The sequence below is a fragment of the Pantoea sp. 18059 genome, from assembly GCF_902706165.1.
GTDB classification, from domain to species: domain Bacteria; phylum Pseudomonadota; class Gammaproteobacteria; order Enterobacterales; family Enterobacteriaceae; genus Pantoea; species Pantoea agglomerans.
Genome location: NZ_CACSJS010000005.1, coordinates 194890 through 215651, shown reverse-complemented (window position 1 = coordinate 215651; position 20762 = coordinate 194890). Strand labels below are relative to the sequence as shown.

Sequence of the window (20762 nt, the reverse complement as noted above, 5' to 3'; positions counted from 1 at the left end):
CAATAAAAATGGAATTTATAATTTTAATATCGCATTTTGTCTTTGTAAGTTCGATATTTATGGCACTGTTATTGATTCAGTGCCATTTATATTTTTCTCAATTGTCATTAATCTTTATTTATTAATATATTTTTTTATCTTCATTGAAAGAGTTAAAGCATAAAAGATCTGATTTTTCAGAGGCATGTTGGTAATTTTTACTCTTATTTGACAATCAGGTGTGCTTTCCAGGCAAGATTCATTAGTATGACAAAGTAAACGATTATGGCACCGATGATAAGGAAGATAGCATAAGAAATCAGGCTTTCTTTATGCCCTTTCGCTATACCATAAATGAAAACGAATAAAATATTGAGCATGGGAATTATACCAGCCCAAAAGCGCTTGCTAATCTCCTGAATGGGATGCTGAAGTGTATATGATTTTTTTCTCATCTCTGGTAAGAATCTCATTAAGCTTGCGGATATGCTTCGCCGAAAACCCATTCTGAAAGAGTTTTTGCTCAAAATCGTTCATTTCATCATCCTGAAAAGCCATAAGATAAAAGAAAATATATCATACATTAAAGCTGAGATGCCATATGATCCATTTGCAAAACACTCGCCCTAAGTTAAGTGTAAAGATCATATGGCATAGTTATTGTATCGCCATACTGAATAAAAAGTATATCCTAAACCCTTTTCTTCATTTTGAAACCATCGGCTTTAGGCTCTGGTGAAGGCGTAAAGCTCTGTTTTTGAGTAGAAAATATTCTTTCAACTTCATACTCATTCCAGATAATGTATTCGATAATAAACTTGTAGAAATACAGCACACGTTCAAGGCTAACAGTTGAAGGTATTGTATAGAAGTTTGGACTGAGCAAAGCCGAACTCAAAATTGCAATAATGTTGCTTGGTCCCTTCAGATAAGGATTCTGATAGTCTTGCTGATACTTCAAAAAGTATCCTACACAGAACAGGTAGGCATCTTTTACGATTTTTTCTTTGTTGCAGTCTGATTCATCGTATCTAAGAATGAAGCGATTGAGGAGTATCAAAAATTTCTGATCTGGCAAATATCTGTTTAATTTATTCATAGTAGCATCCTTGCTGTTGTGAATGTCATCCTGACATTTAAAGAAATATCATAATATTTATTCATGTCAATAGTTAAAACCTATCAATTTCCATTTGAATATCTTTTTTAGGTAACGGACGATTAAGCTCTTCGGCTGTCATTTGTTTTAAATGAGAATTATATAGCCATATCTTAAACTGCTCTAAATATTTGTTGTTCAGTGCTATCAAGGCTTCGTTTTCAGTTTCGAGCCTTTTTATTCTCTGACAAGCAGTTTTTAAATTAGCAGGTCTAACCGCACATGTTTCTTTCACACCAGACTTGAAAAGCTTCTTTTTTGAATTAAAACAATCCGCAATTTTAACATGACTACTCAAAGATTGCCTTGAAGGTCTCTTACCAATAATCTTTATCAACTCGTCACATAAAGCCTCCCAGGTCAGCTTCTCATCGTCATTCCAGGTATTAATAACTTTCATTATCAATTTTTCATCATAACCAGTAATATGTTTAGCCATTTATTCTCCTTTTATTATTTTAGCTTGAAATTCATACCATTTATCAGCATTAACATTCCCATCATTTTTATCATAATTGGTTTTTTTAAGAATTTTAGTGTGTATCATCATTAGTTGGCCATCATCCGTTCCAGAGTCTTGTAAGGGATAATAACTACAAGGCTCAAAAACATATGAGTGCTTGCAGTAACCATGCTTAGTGACGAGCACAGCTCCATCATTCAATAAATCGAAATCAGTTATGTCCATTACAGCTATTTCTTTTTTCCTATGACTGTTACCGGTTCCGATTGAAGTTTTATCTTTCATGAGATTGATCATTTGTAAGTGTGATCGGTGATCATAGGAAACATTTTGTGAGACCAACTTCCTTCCAGACCATCTGGCGATGCTAAACTCGTCCATGCCATTGATTTGAGAAAACGTATTGAGTAGATGTCTTAACTGATGGGTTCTTAGCGAATATGGGCTACCATCTTCGTTAATATAACCGTGTCTTTTAAACAGGTTGGTAGTGCCTTTGATACTTGCAAAAGCATCAATATCCAATCTAAAAAACTGGGAAGTGGGTCTGAACAAAGGTGCCAAATGCTTGTTTGTTTTCTGACATAATTGCCCTTCAAATAACAGACATAAAGCATTCGAATATTTGATTTTCTTTTCTTCATCATACCAGGGAAAATTTTGAGGCTTTTTAGTAAAGAGTTCATGTCTGTATGACTCAGGGACCTTCCCTTCCATCGTTTTTGCAACAAACCTTGGATGGGTGGACAACTTTCTCAACCGGGCTATAGCCTTTTTAGCTACAGGGACCATTACTGAAGGAATCCATTTGATGTCTCCAGCATACCCCTTCGCTGAAAAAAACCTTAAACCATATCGTTCAATGCGGTTCTCATCATGCTCTGTAATCTCACAATCCGCAGGAAGGCTTAATATTTCCGAAATTCGTCCTGGTGCACACATCAGGAGTGCAAGAACAGACGTTGTGAAAATGTCTCTCACAGACAGTTGGCTTTCATCTTTTGAGAAAATCTCCGCAATGGCTATGACAGACTTTATATCTGGTAATTTTGAGTGCCCTTCCAGCGAAGGTTCATAACCTTGCCAACTTTGAGTAATTTTATGCCTTAACGGATTTACCCAAAAAAAGTATGATGAACTTGTCATTCTGTTTTCACTCAAAAATAAACATAGTTTCTCAAGTTCATTACCAATTGCAACTGCTGTTAATTTCGTATATTTAGCCGTTGCTACTCTTATACACTCATCAAAAATGTTGTTATCACACCTGATTAGATTAGCTTCGCTGTGTGATTTTAATAAAATAAACTCCACGATTTTCAACATTGCCAAAGTATTATGATTCAAGTTTGATTTGTTAAACGAGTGAATATGAAACATATAAGCCTTAGCAAAATCAATAAACATGTCATCTAATCTATCTTTGCTATTTCGATTATTGTTGTTATCAAATTTATTGAATCTGTAACATCCCTTCCATACATGGCTTTCCCATGTAATCGCTAACTTTGAGTTGAATATGTTACTCTTACAAAACTCAATAAAACCTTCAACATTTAATGATGGATTATTAGTATTTATTGGCTCGAATAAAATCACATTGGTCATTCAGAACTCCAGGCTCTAAAGTTTTTGCAGGTAAAACACTCTACGTGTTCGTGTTTACAATCAGTGAATCCAAAAGAATTTAAAACATATTCTGTAAAGAGCTTCTTGTTCTGTGTGCTATCGCTATCCTGAAATATCTTCGATAGAGGTTCAAAAAATGAATGAAGTTTCATATCAATATAGTGAACATTATCTGGGCTATTTTTTACGTATATCCCTGATGAGTTAATAGATTTATGGTCTAATGCTTTAGCGATCACTTCAACTGAGGCTCCTTCCTTTGCTAAACGAGAACCAAGGGTATACCTGAATCGTCTGGCATTCAGCCTTATAGGATTATGGGTTCTTGATGACTGGATATTAAATTTAGTGGTGATTTTATCTAATTCTCTAGAGATAAATGAATTCTTCATATGTAAAAAATCAGTTGCCATAATGGTGTCCAAACTTTGACCAGACTGAATTGATATGGATTTTTTGGAGTCCATGAATATAGGTAATTCATTTTTTATATTACCAATGCCCTGATTAATACTATCTTCGATATGTTTTTGATTCACATCAACCAAGGTTGTTAGTTTTTCATAAAGGCAGTCATCGATACTTACCAAGCTAAACTCACTTCTAAAGTCCTTCCTTTGTTTTACTTTCGGTATGTTTAGAAACCAACCTTCTCCCGTTCTGATAAGGTCCTTCGCTTTTAAGGACGTTAACTGTAATGGCCTCCTTCCCGTGGTTGCTAAAAGAATGACATAGCAATAAAGATACATTGGCATTTTGTTTTCTTTCAAAAATTTGCTGATACTTTCAAGTATGATTTTCAGCTCTTCTTCCGTTAGCGGTCCACTATTTGGATCTCTTCGTTTGACGGCTTCTCCTGTCAAATTAGTTTTAATCTTTATTTTTTCCAGCATTGTTAAAGCTGAAGTTTCAACTCCTACATAACCGAGTTTTTTCCACTTCGTTAGAAACTGTTTTATAGAATTTAGCTTGTAGTTTTTCTCAGGGCCTAAACTGACATTAAATTGATAAACAGCATTAGCATCTATAGTCTTAATGTCTATCATCCCTAACCATTGACTAAAAACTTGGTTTATGTTTTTTGTGTAACCTGCACTGTATTCAGCCGAAAAATAAGCCAAGGTCGTAAGGTAACCAATACGCATCGGTTCTGGCATTTTATCGGCAATCTTATATGGGAAAATACAAGTCTCTTTATCTAATTGCCATGTGGTATCAGAAAGCTTGAAGCTATACCCCTGCATCGTTGCAAAAAATAGATTCTCTTTTCTTAGATTACATTTTTCCATTATATTGACCCTCAGTTATCTTTTTCAAAGATTCATAAACTCTTCCAATAAGTTCCTTTTCTTTCTCTGATATATGTTTGAAATTATAGTTTTCAGACATTTTAGAATCTTTTGACCATCCCATGAGATAGCATCTCAATCCTGATTTTCGATTGATATTCAAATTTGAACTATCAATTTCATTTGAATAGAAATAGTTCCATGAATGCCTCAATCTATGCCCCGATAAACTCTTTAATTCCGGGCTTACTTTTTTAATAGTTGAAATTATTTTCTCATATGCTGAAACAGATAATGGTTCTCCTACCGTTTTACCTGCGCTGTGAGTTACAAACAGGAAGTCATGTTTTTTCTTTTTAGTGATTTTACTTCTACAAGTTTGTATGTAGTCGAAGATCTCCATCACTAACTCGTCTGATAATGGGATTATCCTTTCGCCAGTTTTGACTAATGGCTGATTTAGCCTCCGGTCTTCAATGCAGTCATGTCTTCTGAAGATACTTAGTGTGTTATTTCTAAGATTTAGATCATTTACTTTAAGATTTAGTAACTCACCTGCTCTCAACCCGCAATTTAGTAGCAAGGTAAAAATGAGCCTGTTCCTTCCTTGAACCTCCTTCTGAAAGGGGTTTTGGCTCCCTTCGACTTCCAACAGCTTAAACAGAGTTTTTATTTGTTCTTCACTCAATGATTTGTCTTTTCTGTCGTTCATGCTGTGTGATTTATTTCGTGGGAGATGTGCTCTCAAATTTTCTATGAAAGTATCGATTTCATATCTGGCATGGATTCCCTTCATAGAATGAATCAATCCGCACAACCATTTTAGGTAATTTGAAAAAACGTGTATCCTGTAACTAAAAGTTCGTGTAGCAATCTGCTTTCCTTTGAGTAATCTTACATTCGTAATTTTTTGTTGATCGAATCTTTGCTTTGCATACCGTATCAGGTCATCCACTTCGGCTACACTTAGGAACCGCTTGCTTTCAATCCTATCAATGATTTTAATGTTCCTGCTTTTCATAAAATTGCTAAGGATAAGTAGATTCGTTGCGACTATCTCCATCGTTGATGCAGTCGCACTTCTGTTCCTGACATTAGTTGTGAGATAAAGGTTCTGATAGTAAACTGGTAGCAGTGTTTCTTTGTTGAGAATCAAGCAGCCTCGCTCTCCATTACTCATGACAAATTTTTTTATTTTGAATGACATTATAATAACCCTCCGAAAACTTTACATTTAGTAATCACTACGACTTATCATTATTTTATTGATTTAAATTTTGCAATTTTATTTTGTTATTTTTGTGTTTATTTATAATCCATTTAGATACTTAAAAAAATTTCTTTCACGTGAAAGAAACCAGTACGGCTAGTATCTTGTAGTCATACCCGATTCAAGAAGAAAAACTAATAAAGCCTTATTACATAAGTAATACAGCGGCGCCAAAAAATAATTTGGAAAGTATTCTGTTAAGTTTTGATGTTTTTTGATCTTAATACTTTACAAATTTTAAATCATGAGATTCAAAATAAATATTCATCTTACCGTTTTCCCATAGTAAATATCTCCTACCTCATTCCAGTATTCCTCTTGAATAAATTTAGCTTTACTGCGGAGTTCATCTCCCATATGAACTACCAATGCTCCTCTTTCCAACATGTCACCCAGCAAAATTTTTGCTATATCTTCAGTGGTTAGCTTAAGATGGTCAATGTCATCTGTCATGAAGGAATCTTCATCTGGGAAAAGATCCGGCATTGTTTTCACATAATGGTCTAGCATTCCTCTTGACACACTCAAGCTACAGAGCAACACATGGCCTTCGCCCTTTTCAGTCTCTTTTACAGCAATATTAATTTCATTCTTGGTGATTTTCTTCGATAACTTTCTGAGTAGCTCATTACATTTAATCACTGATAGTATGGTTTCATAAATATAGTTTCGGCTCTCTTCATTTAACTCAGGTAAAAACTGAAATGGATTGTATTCGCTATCTTCGAGGTAATAGCTTAAACAGGCCACGGATTTCTTACTCAATGTATTCACAGGTAATAACCTGATAGCTTCAGCATCAAAAATCTTATCAAAATTTTTTTGACTCACAAGCCGTGAAAGGCTCCCAACATTCATGAATTCTTTGATTTCCACATTGTCCTCACTTTGCAGTTGTTGTTGGTCTGGATTCTTACTATCGAGCCATTCTCGAATTGCTAATGGCGTCAGAAATCCACTGATCGATCTCCGCCTCAATAAAGGCCACAGCTCTCGAACCTAACTTGATAGGTTTAGGGAATCTATTTTCAGAAATCAATCGATAAATCCATGCTTTCTTGTAACCTGTTTTATGTAGCACTTCAGGTAAGCGAATGAGTCGAGTGGTTTGTGTAGTAGATGTGTTCATGATTGTATCTCCTCGTCTTGTCGATGAGTTGATACTAAGTAGCCGGGAACAGGCTTTGAAGGGATGTAGTGGACATTGTTTCATAAGAGATGAACTACTTGCGATATGCTTGATGAGACAATTTATTTTGCTTTGTGCATTGACTTTTTACTGTGAAAATGGTGGTTGAGATTTTGCATACATGAATGCCGGTTTTTCCTAAGAGAAATGATATGCACATTCTTCCCAAGCTATTACACAAACTATGGCATTTTTAATATAAACCTGCGGCCAAAAATATAAGAAACCGCTGGCACCTTCTAAAAACTTCATTTATAAATACCTATGAATTAATTTTTCTTTGAATTTTTAGATTTGGAATGATGTATATGGATGTCAACATTAAAAGTATGCCAGCAACAGGCCCCGCAGGTGGAGGTGACTATAATTTGCCATATGACAGATTACCCGTCCCTGAAGTTTTCGAATCTTTTTGTCGCTCCTTAATTCAACTTAAGGAACAAAATCATCATAACGTATTGTCTGTAAGTGTTAAATCTACTGGTGGTAGAGGCTGTGTTCAATTAGGTGGCGATATTATAGTTAAAATCACTGACAATAATAATGAGTCAGTTAATGACTTATATGATTGCAAAGGAGGGGCGACATTATCTGTATCAAAATACATAAAAGCGGTTGATAAATTCATTGGTAACATATCAGAATGGGATTTTAAATTAAGATCTTTTAATATAATTTCAGCAAGTTTCATTTCAGCCAGAGTCTTCAATACTATATCCGAACAACAAGAGCGGTTGCGTAAATTCGGTATCCGCCATGAAGTTTATGGCCGCGAAGATATTGAATCTTGGATGAAGTCAGTTCATTCTGATAATTTGATAGTTGAGTTTTTTAGTAAGGAATATATTGAAAGACTTCGTGGTGAAGAAGGACTTTGGCAAATCAAGAATCAGGGTATCTGGGGGAAACTAAAGCAAAACTCTTGGAGTAATTACCGTGGGGAGAAAGAAAACAAAGAGTCAGAACCCTATAGTTACATTAATGAGTATGTAAACATTGTTTCCTGTTTACCCACACCAGACAGGCAATCAATTTCATGCTTTATTGAACTTAGACATCATGATTACAATCATTTGTTAGTTACTTTAAGCCAAGATTTTCTTTTAAGTTATGCTTTCGAAGGTTCGGTAACACCACCTGAGTCTGAGTGCCGTCCGTGGCTTTTCAAATCCAACGACAATGAATTTATATGTGATCTTGGAAATCTTCGGATCTCTTTACCATACAATAGCGTTAAAGGTATTTGTAAAGCTTTTGATAAACTCTGGTTTGCTTATAAAGAAAAAATTCAACAAATTGGAAGTTTGTTTTGCAGTTATAACTTTGATGATGATGGTTATTGCAAAAATAGTGTTCCCATCATGAAGATTCCTCTATGGATGTGGTATAGGCTGCATAACTTCTGTGCGGATTTCGATTATGTAGAAAACGAAGGCGAATGGGCCATATTTAACGCTTTGCATAATAGAATCATGGTATTTAACCATTTTAATCATAGTACTTTTCCCTGTCGCTATGTTTCTTTTAGAATAGTGCCCCCACAAAGCATCGATAAATTCGATATTCGCGAAGCTGTTGTTCTTTGGGAACCACCTCAATCATTTAGTCTCCTTACTCAAAAACCATCTGATTTAGCTATCAGGGAAAACCTATATGCTGATGCTTTGACCACTCATGATTGGTTAATCGAATTTTTACTACCGACAGCACATGATTGGTATTTAAAGACCAAAGAACTTCCCCTTCTAACTAAGATTAAACCTTCATATTTATTTAGAGATAGGAATCAAGAAAGGTTTCACGTTAAACATATTGTTTCGCTTTACAATAAACCCTCTCCAACTCTTCTTTCATCCGATTATGAGATGAGTGCTTTCTCAAAATTAATAGCTGACTTGCAAAGTTTTTACCACTGCGGTTCTGATAGCGTTGCATTTCCAAGAGACGAAATGCTCTCTCTATTCAATGCACTTTTAATATTAATAAATAATACTGAATTCCGATATTTAGGATATATCTGTGGATGCTTAAACGCATATCCATCAACTTATGAAAATTTACTATCATCGATAGATGATTTGAAAAAAAGAATCAACAATTATGATAAAAGAACAATGTTAATTGATATGGTTTTTCGCTGCTTTATTGCTTGTGAAAGAGATGGAAAGCTCGCTCTTAATAAGCATATAATCTCACAAATTAATAACCTTCTCTCTCCATTTATTGATAAAATGCACGACAGAAATTTATTAATGAAACAAAAATTGAAAAATGGTTCCTACTGAAGATTCAACCTTTTAGTTGAATAATCATTTGCCAACTATAATTTCTTTAACATTGCGAGAGTGACATCCATAAGATGACGATTCTTATTTATGAAACTCTCAACGTTCTTACAGGTCTCACCTGACATAGCTCTCTCAGCTATTGGTCGATCTGTGTCCTTGAGTTGCTCATCTCCTCGAACCTCATCTGTGAGCTTAGGATAAAGAACTCTGGAAAGGATGGTGTTCGAAAGAGAGACATCATTTAACTTAGCCCACATGAGCAGATCAATCATTGGAAGGATACGGTAGTCAACCAACTTCAGAATCTTTCCCAGACCGAAAGCCTCTTGCTTCCTGCCCTTGATTCCATACTCTTTCCTCCACACAGGAAGTAGTGCACGAAGCGAGCCTATGATTTCTTCATCTGATGAGCTTTCGAGGTCTAAGTAGGTGTATACGCGGCTTTCATTGGTTCCCAGAAAAACGGCTCTCATACTTTGAGTGAGTGGCTGCTCTTTGATCTCTTTCTTAAGTTGATCAGTTCCTTTGACAAACGATTCCTGAGAGAACATCCCAAGAGATCTTTTGAGTGCTTCAACATGATTGAAGGTGACTTGTCGTATGTGCGTTTGGCTTTCCGTCAGATGAGTGTTGCTATCAAACGTTTTACTGATTAAGGGCTTACCTGCAAGGATCTGGTTAAAATAAACATCCCCTTCTCCAAAAAACTCAATTGAATCGAGGATGTTCTTTCTGACCTGTAACTCCTTATGTAAGCCTTTCAAAGTGCAAGACTCAACATCAACATAGTTGTCGTAGTCAAACCAAGCCTGTAGCTCTTTGTAGATCTGAACCGTATCCATACCGAGGCCTTACATTTGTGTTTTTATAGCTCAATGTAGAAGTCAGCTCATCATCACCTTGAACCAGCTCTTCAATCAACAAGCTGTGAAACAGTAACAACGGCTGATAAAATTGAGTATAATTAAGACGTTTTTTTCAGTGTCTTACAACGGTTTTTAAGGTTATTTTTGAGTGTTGGTATCTATGATGGTATAAAAACCTTAACTCCAATAAAAACCTTTCAAATCAGCATTTTAATCACAAGTTCGATTTCTGCAGGGACACCAGACCTGCCCTGTACTTAAACCCGCCCTATCAATTAAAACTCTTAATAATCAATATCAAGCCATTACTGACGGCTATCCCCCTTTGCCCTTTTTCTTCTCAGAATCAATAATCATTTGCCGGCCCTGGCTATGTTCTTTAGGCAAATCCATCAACACTAGTGAATGAGTTGTGATTATGACCTGCCAGGTCTGGGTTATCAGCTGGATACCTGTGCTTTAAATATCTTTTTTATTTTAATGCATCCTGTTTTATTTCTGCATAACGGGCTATCAGTTGCTTCAGATGCATCTCCAGCTGAGTTCTGACAGCCGCAGGCAAAGGTTCGCCTGCTGGATTTTGTGATAATACCCTTAGCTGCTCTTCAGCCGGTATGGATTGATTAAAGGACTGCATAGCGGAAAAAACGACTGACTTCAGCTCACTGACCGTCAGGTATTTTCCTTTCTGCCCATCCAGTTCGTTCAGCCTGTCACTCAGTTTTTGTAGTGTCGCCATTCCCTGAGACCAGCCATTCAGCTGTTCTGTTGGCAATGCGGCAGCATTAAGCTGTTGCTGCCACTGCTGGATTAGTGGCTTAGCCTGCTCCGGCCAAAGTACCCGGACCTGTTCCAGCAACTGTCGACTGTATTCAATATTCCAGTCAGGAGGCAATTTACCCAGCCGGGCAAGCTGCTGCTGTGTTTGTGTTATTAAAACCTGTGGTAACGCCCCTGCCCCATAATGGTTGTTCCGTTTTCATTGGCTTCCTGCCTTAGCTTATGACTTGGCTTTCGGCATCTGGGAAACCAGCGACAGATTGACGTCCATCCCTTCCACCTGGAAGTGCGGCACGGCATAGAGCTTCACGCGGAAGAAACCCGGGTTATCCTCAATATCCTCCACCGTCACTTTCGCGTCGCGCAGCGGGTGAGAAGCCTGCAGCTCGTCGCCCGGATCGGTCATTTCAGTCACCAGACTACGAACCCAGGTGTTCAGCTCAAGCTCCAGCAGACGACGGTCCTTAGTGGTACCGATGTTTTCACGCTGAATAAGCTTCAGGTAGTGGGCAATACGCGACAGCAGGAAGATGTACGGCAGACGCGCATTGATGCGGCTGTTGGCTGTCGCATCCGCGGTGTCATACAGGGCTGGTTTCTGGGTCGAGTTCGCCGAGAAGAAGCACGCGTAGTCGCGGTTATTGTAGAAGGAGAGCGGAATAAAGCCGAGATTGGCGAACTCAAATTCGCGGGTTTCCGGGATCATCACTTCAGAGGGGATTTTCACCTGATTGCCGGTGCCGAGGTCATACAGGTGGATAGGCAGATCCTGAACGGCACCACCGGCCTGCGGGCCACGGATTTGCACACACCAGCCGTTATTGATAAAGCTGCGCACCATGTTGGATGCAAAGGCGAAGGATGCGTTGGCCCAGAGGTATTTGTCGTGATCCGGGCCTTTCACTTCTTCAACATAGTTGAAGCTGCGCACGGGTACGGTATCCGGGCCATACGGCAGGCGGCCCAGCACACGCGGCATCACCAGACCGATATAGCGGGAATCATCCGTCTCACGAAACGATTTCCACTTGATGTACTCGGCACGGTCAAAGTAGTTACCGATATCTTTTATAGCCGCCACTTCCTCCATCGAATCCTTGAGGAAAAATTTAGGGCCAGCGGAGCCGATAAACGGCATATGCGCAGCAGCAGAGACTTTAGAGATGTTGCGCAGAAGCGTTACATCCTGAGCGGAAGCATCAAACTCGTAGGCGGAAATCAGCGCGGCAATCGGCTCTCCACCCGGGGTGTCATACTCATCAATATAGGTATGCTTATACAGTCCGCTCTGGATAATTTCCGGGCAGTCTTCGAAGTCCTGTCGCAGGTCTTCTTTGGACATATCCAGCAGTTCAACCTTCACGTTCTGACGGAAATCGGTTTTGTCGACAAGCGATTTCACGCCGCGCCACAGACTTTCTACCGCCTGGAAGTCCTCATGGTGCATGACAGCATCAAGCTGACGACTAATCTGGTAGTCCAGCTCAGCGATATGATGGTCAATCAGGTTTTTGTCGAGTTTTTCAACTTTTGAGCCCGCTTTTGTCAGGCACTCCAGGAACACCTGCATCCCGGCCGTTAAACGTTCATCCGCAGTCGCATCCGACATCGCCTGCGCATCCTGCCAGATATCCAGTGCACTGAGTTCGGAGACCGGGTTCAGATTGATTTTTTTAAACAGAGACGCATAAACCCCACCAGCGGCCGGACGTTCCAGCACCACACTCTCGCCACCCGCGGCATTCTCATTTTTTACAGACATCAACATCTTCCTTATTAATCCGTTAAAACATCCTGACCGTTATGGCTGTTTAGGGGCCAGAGCAGACAATTCAGATCTGAGTTCTGCGCTTAATGCCGGGTCGAGCAGAATTTTTTCAAGCTCTTTCCGGAAAGCCTGATTGTCCAGCAGGTTAGCTTTTAAATCGCGAAGCAGATTACGCATGGAAAGCATCGCCTTCAGCTGAGGGATCTGCCGGGAAACCTGCTCAGGGGTGAAATCCTTCATACTCTGGAATGTCAGATTGATATTGTCTTCGCTACCGTCACCGGCAAGCGTGTTTTTAACGGTGAGATTTACTTTTGGGGAATATTCGGAAAGTACTGAGTCAAAGTTATTTTTGTTCAGATTAACTTTTTTGCGTTCAGAGAGTGGCGCGGACTCCTGACCATTACTGAAGTCGCCCGCCACCAGTAATTTCAGGGGGAGTTCGGTTTTCTTGCTCGCCCCGCCCGTATGCAAATCAAGTTTTAAATTGATACGTGCCTTGGGTATTTCGGACTGAAAGGAAGAGTTAGACATGGCTGTCCCTGTTCTATGGAGTGATAGAAACCGCCACAGCCAGTGTCAAATATTAAGAATGGCTTACCCTGCCATAAAACATTCCTGCTATTAAACATTCAATGAAAAGCAGGACCTGCGGTCAGAAGCGAGTACATTCCATTTACTGGCGATATGACGCGATGAAAGAGCGTAAATCCTGAATTTATTTTTCAGATAAACACCCATGGCGCGAGTTTAGAAATAGTGGGTCAGCTAAAGGAAATGATAATATGTAACCATATGTAACAAAGCAATCTTGCCAGAAAATATCTTATACTGATCTGATATATAAGATTTTTCTTAAGATTTCGGCTGTGAGGCGCATGATAGCTGGGACTAAAAAATGTTTCAGTGAATAGTTCATTGCGGGATTGAGCAGAGAAATTACCCAATGCTAAAAAGTGCGGTTCATGCTTTTTTTACAGGATAGCGGCAGAAAGTGAAAACGAGAACCAGCCCAAACGGGTTAGTTTTTATAATAAGTTATGTTAATGATTTGTGGCACTGTTATACGCTGCTAATGTGCCTGTTGCCGCTAAGAAGTTCATCGACTTTCCCGACGACACGCCGAGGGCGTCATACCATAAACCTGCCGGAAACGATGGCTGAAGTGGGCTGAAGAGTGGTAACCACACTGAAGGGCAATATCGGTCAGCGTAAGATCGGGCCGCTCAAGCAACATCCTTGCACGATCCATACGACGGCGCATCACGAACTGGTGTGGTGCCTCGCCAGTGGTGTGACGGAACATGCGGGCAAAGTGAAACTCACTTAATGCCGCTTCCTGCGCCAGCACAGACAGGGTTAAAGGCTGATCGAGATGGGTTTCAATAAATTCCAGAACCCGCCGTAATACCGCGGGAGCCAGTCCACCCCGCACCTGGGGCAGTTGCCACTTTACTTCACTGTAGTGCTGCAGCAGATGGGTCAGCAAGAGTGTTGATGCGCTGCTCAGCGTCAGCTGGCTGGCGGGCTGTTGCCAGTCGCTGCTCAGCAGAAAGTGTCGATAGAGCTGGGTAATGCGGTCATCAGCAGAAAAGACTTTCTCATGCAGGTTTAACTGCGCCGGACTGCGGTCCCAGACCCGTTCGGCCAGTTGCCGTAGCTGGTTCTCGCTGCAATAGAGATGAACAAAGGCGAGATCCGCACGCAGATCCCAGGTCGATTCCGTGCCAGCCGGCATCAGACAGAAGCGATCGGGTGCGCCACCGTTACGCCAGCCATGCGGGGTTTTATGCCAGGTATCGTAGCCGCCCGCCACGTAAAGGCTCAGCGTGTGATGGTCGCTGAGATTTGTCACGCGATCGCCACTATTAAACCAGGCTGCCAGCTGAATGCCGCTGTGAAGCTGCACCTGATCGCGCAGTTGTGCTTTGTGGCGTTGCAGCATGTCAAAGGTCTGGAAGCGACTCATCGGGGTATCAGTTCAGATAAACAGAGTGCCAGTTTACGGATTGCGCGGGACAGAAAACAGAGCACATCGGGACAGAGAGTAAAAATGCGCAAGATTTTGCAAACCCTGCGCAATCCGCTGCAAGACCAGGGAGCGTTGCGGGTGCAGACTCGGCGTTTTGCGGTGGAGAATCTGGTAATGAACCTGTTTTTGTATCTCTCAGTCGTGCTGATCTGGGGCACGACCTGGATTGCGATTTATGCGCAACAGTCTGCAGGCATCAGCGCCGTAACTGTCGCTGTCTTCTGGCGTTTTTTGCTGGCCTCGCTGGTCATGTTATTGCTGCTTAAGCTGATAAAGCGTCTGCACAGGCTGACGCTGCAGGATCACCTCTTCTGTGTGCTGCAGGGCTGTTGCGTTTTTGGCTTTAACTTTGTCTGCTTTTATTACGCCTCTGGCTATATCAGCAGCGGACTGGAGTCGGTCATTTTCTCTATGGCGGTGATGTATAACGCCATTAATAGCTGGATATTTTTCCGTCAGCGCCCTTCCGCACGTCTGATTCCGGCGATAGTGCTCGGCATGGCGGGCATTATTGCGTTGTTCTGGCACGATCTGCGCAGCACTCAGGCCTCGACCGGCTTGATGTGGGGCATTGGGATAAGTGCGCTGGGCACCCTGGGATTTTCATTCGGCAATATGATCAGTCAGCGGCATCAGCGTCTGCAACGTGACGTGCTGACAACCAACAGTTACGGCATGTTATACGGTGCGCTGATCATGGCACTGGTCTCGCTGCTGCAGGGTGTTTCGCTGCAGCCGACATGGAATACACAGTGGTTTGGGGCATTGATCTATCTGGCTATCGTGGGATCGGTGATGGGATTCGGGGCCTATTTTACGCTGGTGGGACGTATCGGAGCCAGTCGGGCTGCCTATACAACGGTGCTGTTTCCGCTGGTGGCGCTGGCACTCTCTACCCGTTATGAAGGATATGAGTGGCATGCCAGCGCCATCCCTGGCCTTGTCATGATTTTACTGGGCAATGTCGTGATGTTTGCCCGTTGGCCGGCAAGTCGTCGCCGGATAATCATCTGACGCGGAGGCGGGCTGAGGCCCGCGTCCGGATGGGCGTTATGCCCACTGCTGCTGAAGGAGTTTCTGTGGTTTATTGATCGCTTTACGCGCAATCCAGTAGAGCAAAACACGCTCATCGTCACTATCACGATCGGCCATCGACAGCAGTTTTAATGCCAGCGTCGATTTGGTCACAGGCTGTTGTTCTGTACTGAGTTCAATCACCGCCTGACCGATGATGCAGCAAACTTCATCCTCACTGGTGCTGGATTCATATGTCCGGTCTTTCATATTTCCTCCTGATAAGTGAACTCTTAGCCTGGCAAATAATCTGTAAACCTGCTCACAGAATCATCTTAATGAAACATTATCTTACGGCTAATTACGCTTAATCATTAAGCTGCCGTTTTGCTTACTTTTGACGCGACGTCGCTAACCTCTCCCGATGCCATTCATACCGCCTGAATGGCATTTCATTCCCCGATCCGTTCCGTTCATGCCTTTACTGCTCACGCGCGCGAATCACTGCTTTATTCTGACCGCAGTTTCCAGATTCCCGGACGGGAGAGATAAATTATGAACCAGACTCAACAGGCTTCTTACCAGCGTGCTCGCTGGCTTACATTGTTCGGAACGGTAATCACTCAGTTCGCGCTGGGGTCAGTCTACACATGGAGTTTGTTTAACGGCCAGCTGTCACAGAAGCTGGATGCGACGGTCAGTCAGGTCGCTTTTTCGTTTGGTCTGCTGAGCCTGGGGCTGGCTATTGCCTCCTCGCTGGCCGGTAAATTACAGGAACGTTTTGGCGTACGCCGCGTCACTATCGGGGCGGGTGTGCTGATGGCGCTGGGTTTCTGGCTTACCGCGCATGCTAATAACCTGATGATGCTCTATTTCAGCGCCGGACTGCTGGTGGGTCTGGCGGATGGCGCAGGTTACCTGATGACGCTCTCAAACTGCGTGAAGTGGTTTCCGGAGCGCAAAGGGATGATCTCTGCCTGTGCGATTGGCGCTTACGGTCTTGGCAGTCTGGGATTCAAATTTATCTGCGGGGCGCTGCTGGCAACAGTGGGTCTGGAGCAGACCTTTATGATCTGGGGCGTGCTCGCGATGTCGATGATTATCCTCGGTGCACTTCTGATGCGTGATGCCCCCCTTCAGGATACCGGGAGCAGCACGAATGGTCAGCAACATGCGCGGGATTACACGCTGGCACAGTCGGTGCGTCTGCCTCAGTACTGGATGCTGGCGCTGATGTTCCTGACAGCCTGCATGAGCGGTCTCTATGTGATAGGCGTTGCCAAAGATATCGGCGAAGGGCTGGTGCATCTGACTACGCAGACCGCTGCCAGTGCGGTAACGGTGATTGCGATTGCCAACCTGAGTGGCCGTCTGGTGCTGGGCATACTGTCTGACAAAATGATGCGCATTCGGGTTATTTCACTGGCGCAAATCGTGTCGCTGATCGGGATGAGCGTGCTGCTGTTTACCCGAATGAATGAGATCACCTTCTTCCTGTCACTCGCCTGTGTAGCCTTCAGCTTTGGCGGTACCATCACGGTATTCCCGTCGCTGGTCAGTGACTTTTTCGGCCTTAACAACCTGACAAAAAACTATGGTCTGCTCTATCTCGGATTTGGTATCGGAAGCGTGCTGGGCTCACTGGTCGCCTCGCTGTTTGGCGGGTTCACCGTCACCTTCAGCCTGATTATGACGTTGCTGGTCATCTCCCTGTTCCTGTCACTCACCATCCGCTTACCACAGAGTTCTGTTACAGCAACACCTGTATTGCAACGTCATTAACCATCACGACGGGCCGCGCCAGAGCGGCCCGTTCACGTTTAGCCGCGGAATCGCGGCTCTGCCATGCCCGCCACAGAGACGTCCACCGCAAAGATATCGCCTGACTGCGGATAGCGCGCCAGCTCCTCTTCGGTGCGATCTTCCCGTGAACTGGTAATAAACAGCGTTTTAAGATCGGCGCCACCAAAGGCCACCATGGTTGGCCACTTCACCGGCAGCAGGATCTCATCGACGATTTCGCTGCTCTGGGGATCGATGCGTACTACGCGACCGCCATCAAACTGTGCGGACCAGTAAAATCCTTCGCTATCCACTGCGGCACCATCCGGCAATCCACCTTTCGCGTCGAAACGGCGGAACAGGGTGCGTTCGCCCGGTTCGCCCTGCGCGTTTAATGGATAGCGATAGAGCGCTTCATTCGGCGTGTCACTGTGATACATCCAGCGCCGGTCGGGAGAGAAGGCCAGTCCGTTGGAAATTTTAATGTCACGCGCCTTGACCTCCAGCTTCATGTCAGGCGTCACGCGGCACAGCAGCCCGCCATTTTTGTCCTGCGGTTCCCACAGGCTGCCGCACCAGAAATTCCCCCAGGGATCAACGCGGCCATCATTAAAGCGACTTTGCGCAGCCACACCGGGATTCTCTGCGATCTTTCTCTCTGGCTTACCCTGCGCATCCAGCAGCCAGACACCGCCACGCAATGCTGCTATCAGACCGCCCTGCTCACGCAGACCGATGCATCCCACCTCTTCCGCCTGCGGGAAGGTTTGCAGTTCACCGCTGACCGGATCAAAACGGTGAATGGCGGGTGCCAGAATATCGACACAGTACAGCACCTGTTCTTCCACTGACCAGAGCGGGCATTCGCCCAGTTCAGCCTGTAAAGCCAGAATATTTTTAACGTCATGCACCATGTTTCTCTCCCGTTGAACTGACATGCTAATAATGTAGTTGTAAAAACTTTCAAATGAGAATTATTTTCGCTTGATTTTGAGACTATTCTCTTTGATAGTATTTACTATTCAGTTCATTCTTATTTCTTTATTATTCTCCGCTGCAAGACGCAGCACTCTGAAATATTCCGTCATACCTTCTTAAATAACTCTACAAAGCCTGCATCTTCACTCCACTTTTCCAGCGTAGTGTCATAGTCATTGGAAAAGAGGAGAAGCTTCCGATGAAGAGATTAATTAAAGTCGCTTCGGTGGTTGCGCTGATGACCTTATTAAGTGGTTGTATCATCAGCCCCAGACACGACAATGGCTGGCACCGCGGGGGTGGCGGCGGATATCATGGAGGCTACTATGGAGGTTATCACGGTGGGTATCATGGCGGTCACCATCGCCGCTAACGGGCAAAGATGTCACACAGCATAAAATAAAAGCATTAAACTTTAAGGGCGGGATAATTATCCCGCCCGTTTTATTTAGCTTTTCACAGCATAATTACACTGGAACCACGCTTTCTGCAGTCCCGGAATATGACTCTCCTGCGCAGGTAACGCCTCGACTTTATCAAAGCCTTTATTACTGCAGTAATTCGCCAGATCAATATTCATTGCATCACGATTGACCTTTACCGGGTCAAAACGGTACTGCACGGTATTTGAGCCTGGATCTTCATCTACACGTTCAAATGCCCCGGGTTTGCTGGCAGTACATCCACTCAGCAAAATCAGCGCCAGTGCGCCGGTTATTAGTTTTTTCATTAAGTTATCCTCACGTTGCCGCGCAGTTTATGACGCAGCATGCCGCGCATCCATAGGATTAATGCGCGAAAGTTCAAAACTTGAGAAGCTTTTACCGATTAATGTAATACGATTAAACGGCTATCACTATCATGCACGGCGTGACAAGATGCATTCAGACAAAACGAAGACTGCACCACACCAGGAAATGCCAAAAATAAAAATCTGTTCCTCTCTTCCCTGCCCGCGCTTAGCGGGCTTTTTTTCGCCCGCCATTCCGCTGCTCCGCTGCCGCTTACTGGCCAGTCAGTGCAATCATTCTACGTAACAGGTTAGCGGCGCGCTTGTCAGGTAATGCCAGAATCGCGCTGTAGAGATCAATCGACATGGCACACAGCGATGAGCGATCAACCGCCGTGTCGGCAGGCATATTCAGCTGCTGCAGCTTATCCCCCCACTGCTGATAGAGCCGGGCGACAATTTTTTGCAGATCATCCTGCGCCTGCGTCTTATCCAGCGGTTGCTCGGGAAGTGGACTGTTCAGCAGCAGCTGCTCCATGGCATCCGCCTCTTTGCGATTCAGCGACGGCGGCAGCGTGGTCAGCAGATTGATGCCACCACTCACCTGCGGATAGAGATAACGGAAGCAGAGGCCCGGATCGATTTGGTTCAGCGCCCGCATCTCTTCAACCGAGACGCTGATATAGTTGACCACCGCCGCATCAGTTCCGCGCATCAGCCGCTGATTAATCACCTCAATCAGCCAGCCACGTAGCTCGCCCGTCGCCTTCTCAGCTGGTTCCCCCGCCCGGATGCGCCGGGTCAACTCCTGGGTCAGCAACAGCCATAACGCCGGTTCCTGAGTCTGCAGCACCCGATAACCCGGCATCTTTGCCAGTTGATTTACCGCCTGCTCACGCTGACTGGCCTGCAACTGATGCGGCGCAACCCAGCTGAACCAGAGCAGATTCGCCAGTATCAGGGGCAGCAGAAAGATGATCAGCCCCTGCCACAAACGCAGCCGGGTGGTTTTGATCAGTACAATTACAATCAGCGCCAGCAGCGCAAACGCGGCCAGCGTAATAAAAAGCAGAGCATTCATGCGGCGGGATTAATCCTTACGCACATCGATCAGCACAGGACAGTGAGCACGCTCAATAACCGATGCGCTGACCGAGCCTTTTAACAGCCGATTCAAAGAGGAGAGATGGCGACGTCCCATGATAATCATGCTGGCCTTAAGCTGTTGCGACTGGGCAACAATAGTATCTGCCGCGTCACCCGCCAGAATCATGCCCCGCGCATTAATGCCCGCGCGCAGTAACGGAGCCAGTGCATGGCGCACCACCATTTCTGCCGTATTCTGCTCATCCTGCGCAGCCACAAAATCGGCCGGATCTTCACCCGCATCGATTTCCATTGGCTGATTACAGGAGGAGTAAGCGGGATCGACGCAGCACAGCACGACCACCTCGGCGCGATGCGCCAGCGCTTCTTCAATGGTTAAGGCGACCACTTTTTCCGCTACCGGAGAGTGATCAATGGCCATCAGCAGGGTTTTCATCGA

Annotated in this window: 19 protein-coding genes and 1 pseudogene; 3 read left to right on the top strand and 17 right to left on the bottom strand. The window is 43.7% G+C overall.

What is annotated here, in order from left to right:
- Positions 1-670: 670 nt before the first annotated feature.
- The 7 genes from GVJ63_RS15115 to GVJ63_RS15085 all read right to left on the bottom strand — a co-directional run bounded on the left by GVJ63_RS15115 (position 671) and on the right by GVJ63_RS15085 (position 6918).
- Positions 671-1078, bottom strand: coding sequence for a hypothetical protein (locus GVJ63_RS15115; protein ID WP_159227075.1), 408 nt, complete (start codon positions 1076-1078; stop codon positions 671-673).
- Between the two features lie 73 nt (positions 1079-1151).
- On the bottom strand, positions 1152-1577 hold the full coding sequence (locus GVJ63_RS15110; protein ID WP_159227074.1) for a hypothetical protein: 426 nt from the start codon (positions 1575-1577) through the stop codon (positions 1152-1154).
- A complete protein-coding gene (locus GVJ63_RS15105; RefSeq protein ID WP_159227073.1) occupies positions 1578-3209 on the bottom strand; it encodes a DNA-binding protein in 1632 nt (543 codons plus the stop codon).
- Positions 3206-4519, bottom strand: a complete 1314-nt coding sequence (locus GVJ63_RS15100) for a tyrosine-type recombinase/integrase (RefSeq protein ID WP_159227072.1) — start codon at positions 4517-4519, stop codon at positions 3206-3208. Before GVJ63_RS15100 ends, GVJ63_RS15105 begins: the two co-directional genes overlap by 4 nt.
- Positions 4506-5726: a site-specific integrase gene (locus GVJ63_RS15095; RefSeq protein ID WP_159227071.1), complete on the bottom strand. Its 1221-nt coding sequence runs from the start codon at positions 5724-5726 to the stop codon at positions 4506-4508. Before GVJ63_RS15095 ends, GVJ63_RS15100 begins: the two co-directional genes overlap by 14 nt.
- 327 nt (positions 5727-6053) lie before the next feature.
- The gene (locus GVJ63_RS15090) at positions 6054-6665 is read right to left on the bottom strand and encodes a hypothetical protein (RefSeq protein ID WP_159227070.1); all 612 of its coding nucleotides are present in this window, start codon (positions 6663-6665) and stop codon (positions 6054-6056) included.
- Between the two features lie 40 nt (positions 6666-6705).
- The gene (locus tag GVJ63_RS15085; protein ID WP_074399304.1) at positions 6706-6918 is read right to left on the bottom strand and encodes an AlpA family transcriptional regulator; all 213 of its coding nucleotides are present in this window, start codon (positions 6916-6918) and stop codon (positions 6706-6708) included.
- A gap of 368 nt (positions 6919-7286) precedes the next feature.
- Between GVJ63_RS15085 and GVJ63_RS15080 the strand changes: the two genes are divergently transcribed.
- A complete protein-coding gene (locus GVJ63_RS15080; protein ID WP_159227069.1) occupies positions 7287-9263 on the top strand; it encodes a hypothetical protein in 1977 nt (658 codons plus the stop codon).
- Positions 9264-9298: 35 nt separating this feature from the next.
- On the opposite strand, the gene GVJ63_RS15075 is transcribed toward GVJ63_RS15080, so the two are convergent.
- The 5 genes and pseudogenes from GVJ63_RS15075 to GVJ63_RS15055 all read right to left on the bottom strand — a co-directional run bounded on the left by GVJ63_RS15075 (position 9299) and on the right by GVJ63_RS15055 (position 14649).
- Positions 9299-10108, bottom strand: a complete 810-nt coding sequence (locus GVJ63_RS15075) for a DUF6387 family protein (protein WP_139568782.1) — start codon at positions 10106-10108, stop codon at positions 9299-9301.
- 496 nt (positions 10109-10604) lie between these two features.
- Positions 10605-11081 (bottom strand): annotated as a pseudogene (locus tag GVJ63_RS15070) (VasL domain-containing protein); the annotation flags it as partial.
- Positions 11082-11132: 51 nt separating this feature from the next.
- On the bottom strand, positions 11133-12680 hold the full coding sequence (tssC, locus tag GVJ63_RS15065) for a type VI secretion system contractile sheath large subunit (RefSeq protein ID WP_159227068.1): 1548 nt from the start codon (positions 12678-12680) through the stop codon (positions 11133-11135).
- A 33-nt stretch (positions 12681-12713) separates the two neighbouring features.
- Positions 12714-13214: a type VI secretion system contractile sheath small subunit gene (tssB, locus tag GVJ63_RS15060; protein WP_010671384.1), complete on the bottom strand. Its 501-nt coding sequence runs from the start codon at positions 13212-13214 to the stop codon at positions 12714-12716.
- A gap of 565 nt (positions 13215-13779) precedes the next feature.
- Positions 13780-14649 (bottom strand): helix-turn-helix domain-containing protein, encoded by an 870-nt coding sequence (locus GVJ63_RS15055; RefSeq protein WP_124890181.1) that lies wholly within the window; start codon positions 14647-14649, stop codon positions 13780-13782.
- Positions 14650-14826: 177 nt separating this feature from the next.
- Between GVJ63_RS15055 and GVJ63_RS15050 the strand changes: the two genes are divergently transcribed.
- Entirely contained in the window at positions 14827-15726 is a 900-nt protein-coding gene (locus GVJ63_RS15050; RefSeq protein WP_159227104.1) for a DMT family transporter, read from the top strand.
- A 36-nt stretch (positions 15727-15762) separates the two neighbouring features.
- Here GVJ63_RS15050 and GVJ63_RS15045 read toward each other — a convergent pair whose 3' ends face one another.
- Positions 15763-15996, bottom strand: a complete 234-nt coding sequence (locus tag GVJ63_RS15045) for a hypothetical protein (protein ID WP_010257893.1) — start codon at positions 15994-15996, stop codon at positions 15763-15765.
- Between the two features lie 285 nt (positions 15997-16281).
- Between GVJ63_RS15045 and GVJ63_RS15040 the strand changes: the two genes are divergently transcribed.
- Positions 16282-17508 (top strand): OFA family MFS transporter, encoded by a 1227-nt coding sequence (locus tag GVJ63_RS15040; RefSeq protein ID WP_022624176.1) that lies wholly within the window; start codon positions 16282-16284, stop codon positions 17506-17508.
- Positions 17509-17546: 38 nt separating this feature from the next.
- Here GVJ63_RS15040 and GVJ63_RS15035 read toward each other — a convergent pair whose 3' ends face one another.
- The 4 genes from GVJ63_RS15035 to GVJ63_RS15020 all read right to left on the bottom strand — a co-directional run bounded on the left by GVJ63_RS15035 (position 17547) and on the right by GVJ63_RS15020 (position 20759).
- Positions 17547-18422 carry an SMP-30/gluconolactonase/LRE family protein gene (locus GVJ63_RS15035; RefSeq protein ID WP_050679710.1) on the bottom strand — a complete coding sequence of 292 codons (876 nt, stop codon included), beginning with the start codon at positions 18420-18422 and terminating at the stop codon, positions 17547-17549.
- A 512-nt stretch (positions 18423-18934) separates the two neighbouring features.
- A complete protein-coding gene (locus GVJ63_RS15030) occupies positions 18935-19216 on the bottom strand; it encodes a lipoprotein (protein ID WP_033758553.1) in 282 nt (93 codons plus the stop codon).
- Positions 19217-19490: 274 nt separating this feature from the next.
- Positions 19491-20297 carry a hypothetical protein gene (locus GVJ63_RS15025; protein WP_052272199.1) on the bottom strand — a complete coding sequence of 269 codons (807 nt, stop codon included), beginning with the start codon at positions 20295-20297 and terminating at the stop codon, positions 19491-19493.
- 9 nt (positions 20298-20306) lie between these two features.
- Positions 20307-20759: a universal stress protein gene (locus GVJ63_RS15020; RefSeq protein ID WP_010257878.1), complete on the bottom strand. Its 453-nt coding sequence runs from the start codon at positions 20757-20759 to the stop codon at positions 20307-20309.
- Between the last annotated feature and the right edge of the window lie 3 nt (positions 20760-20762).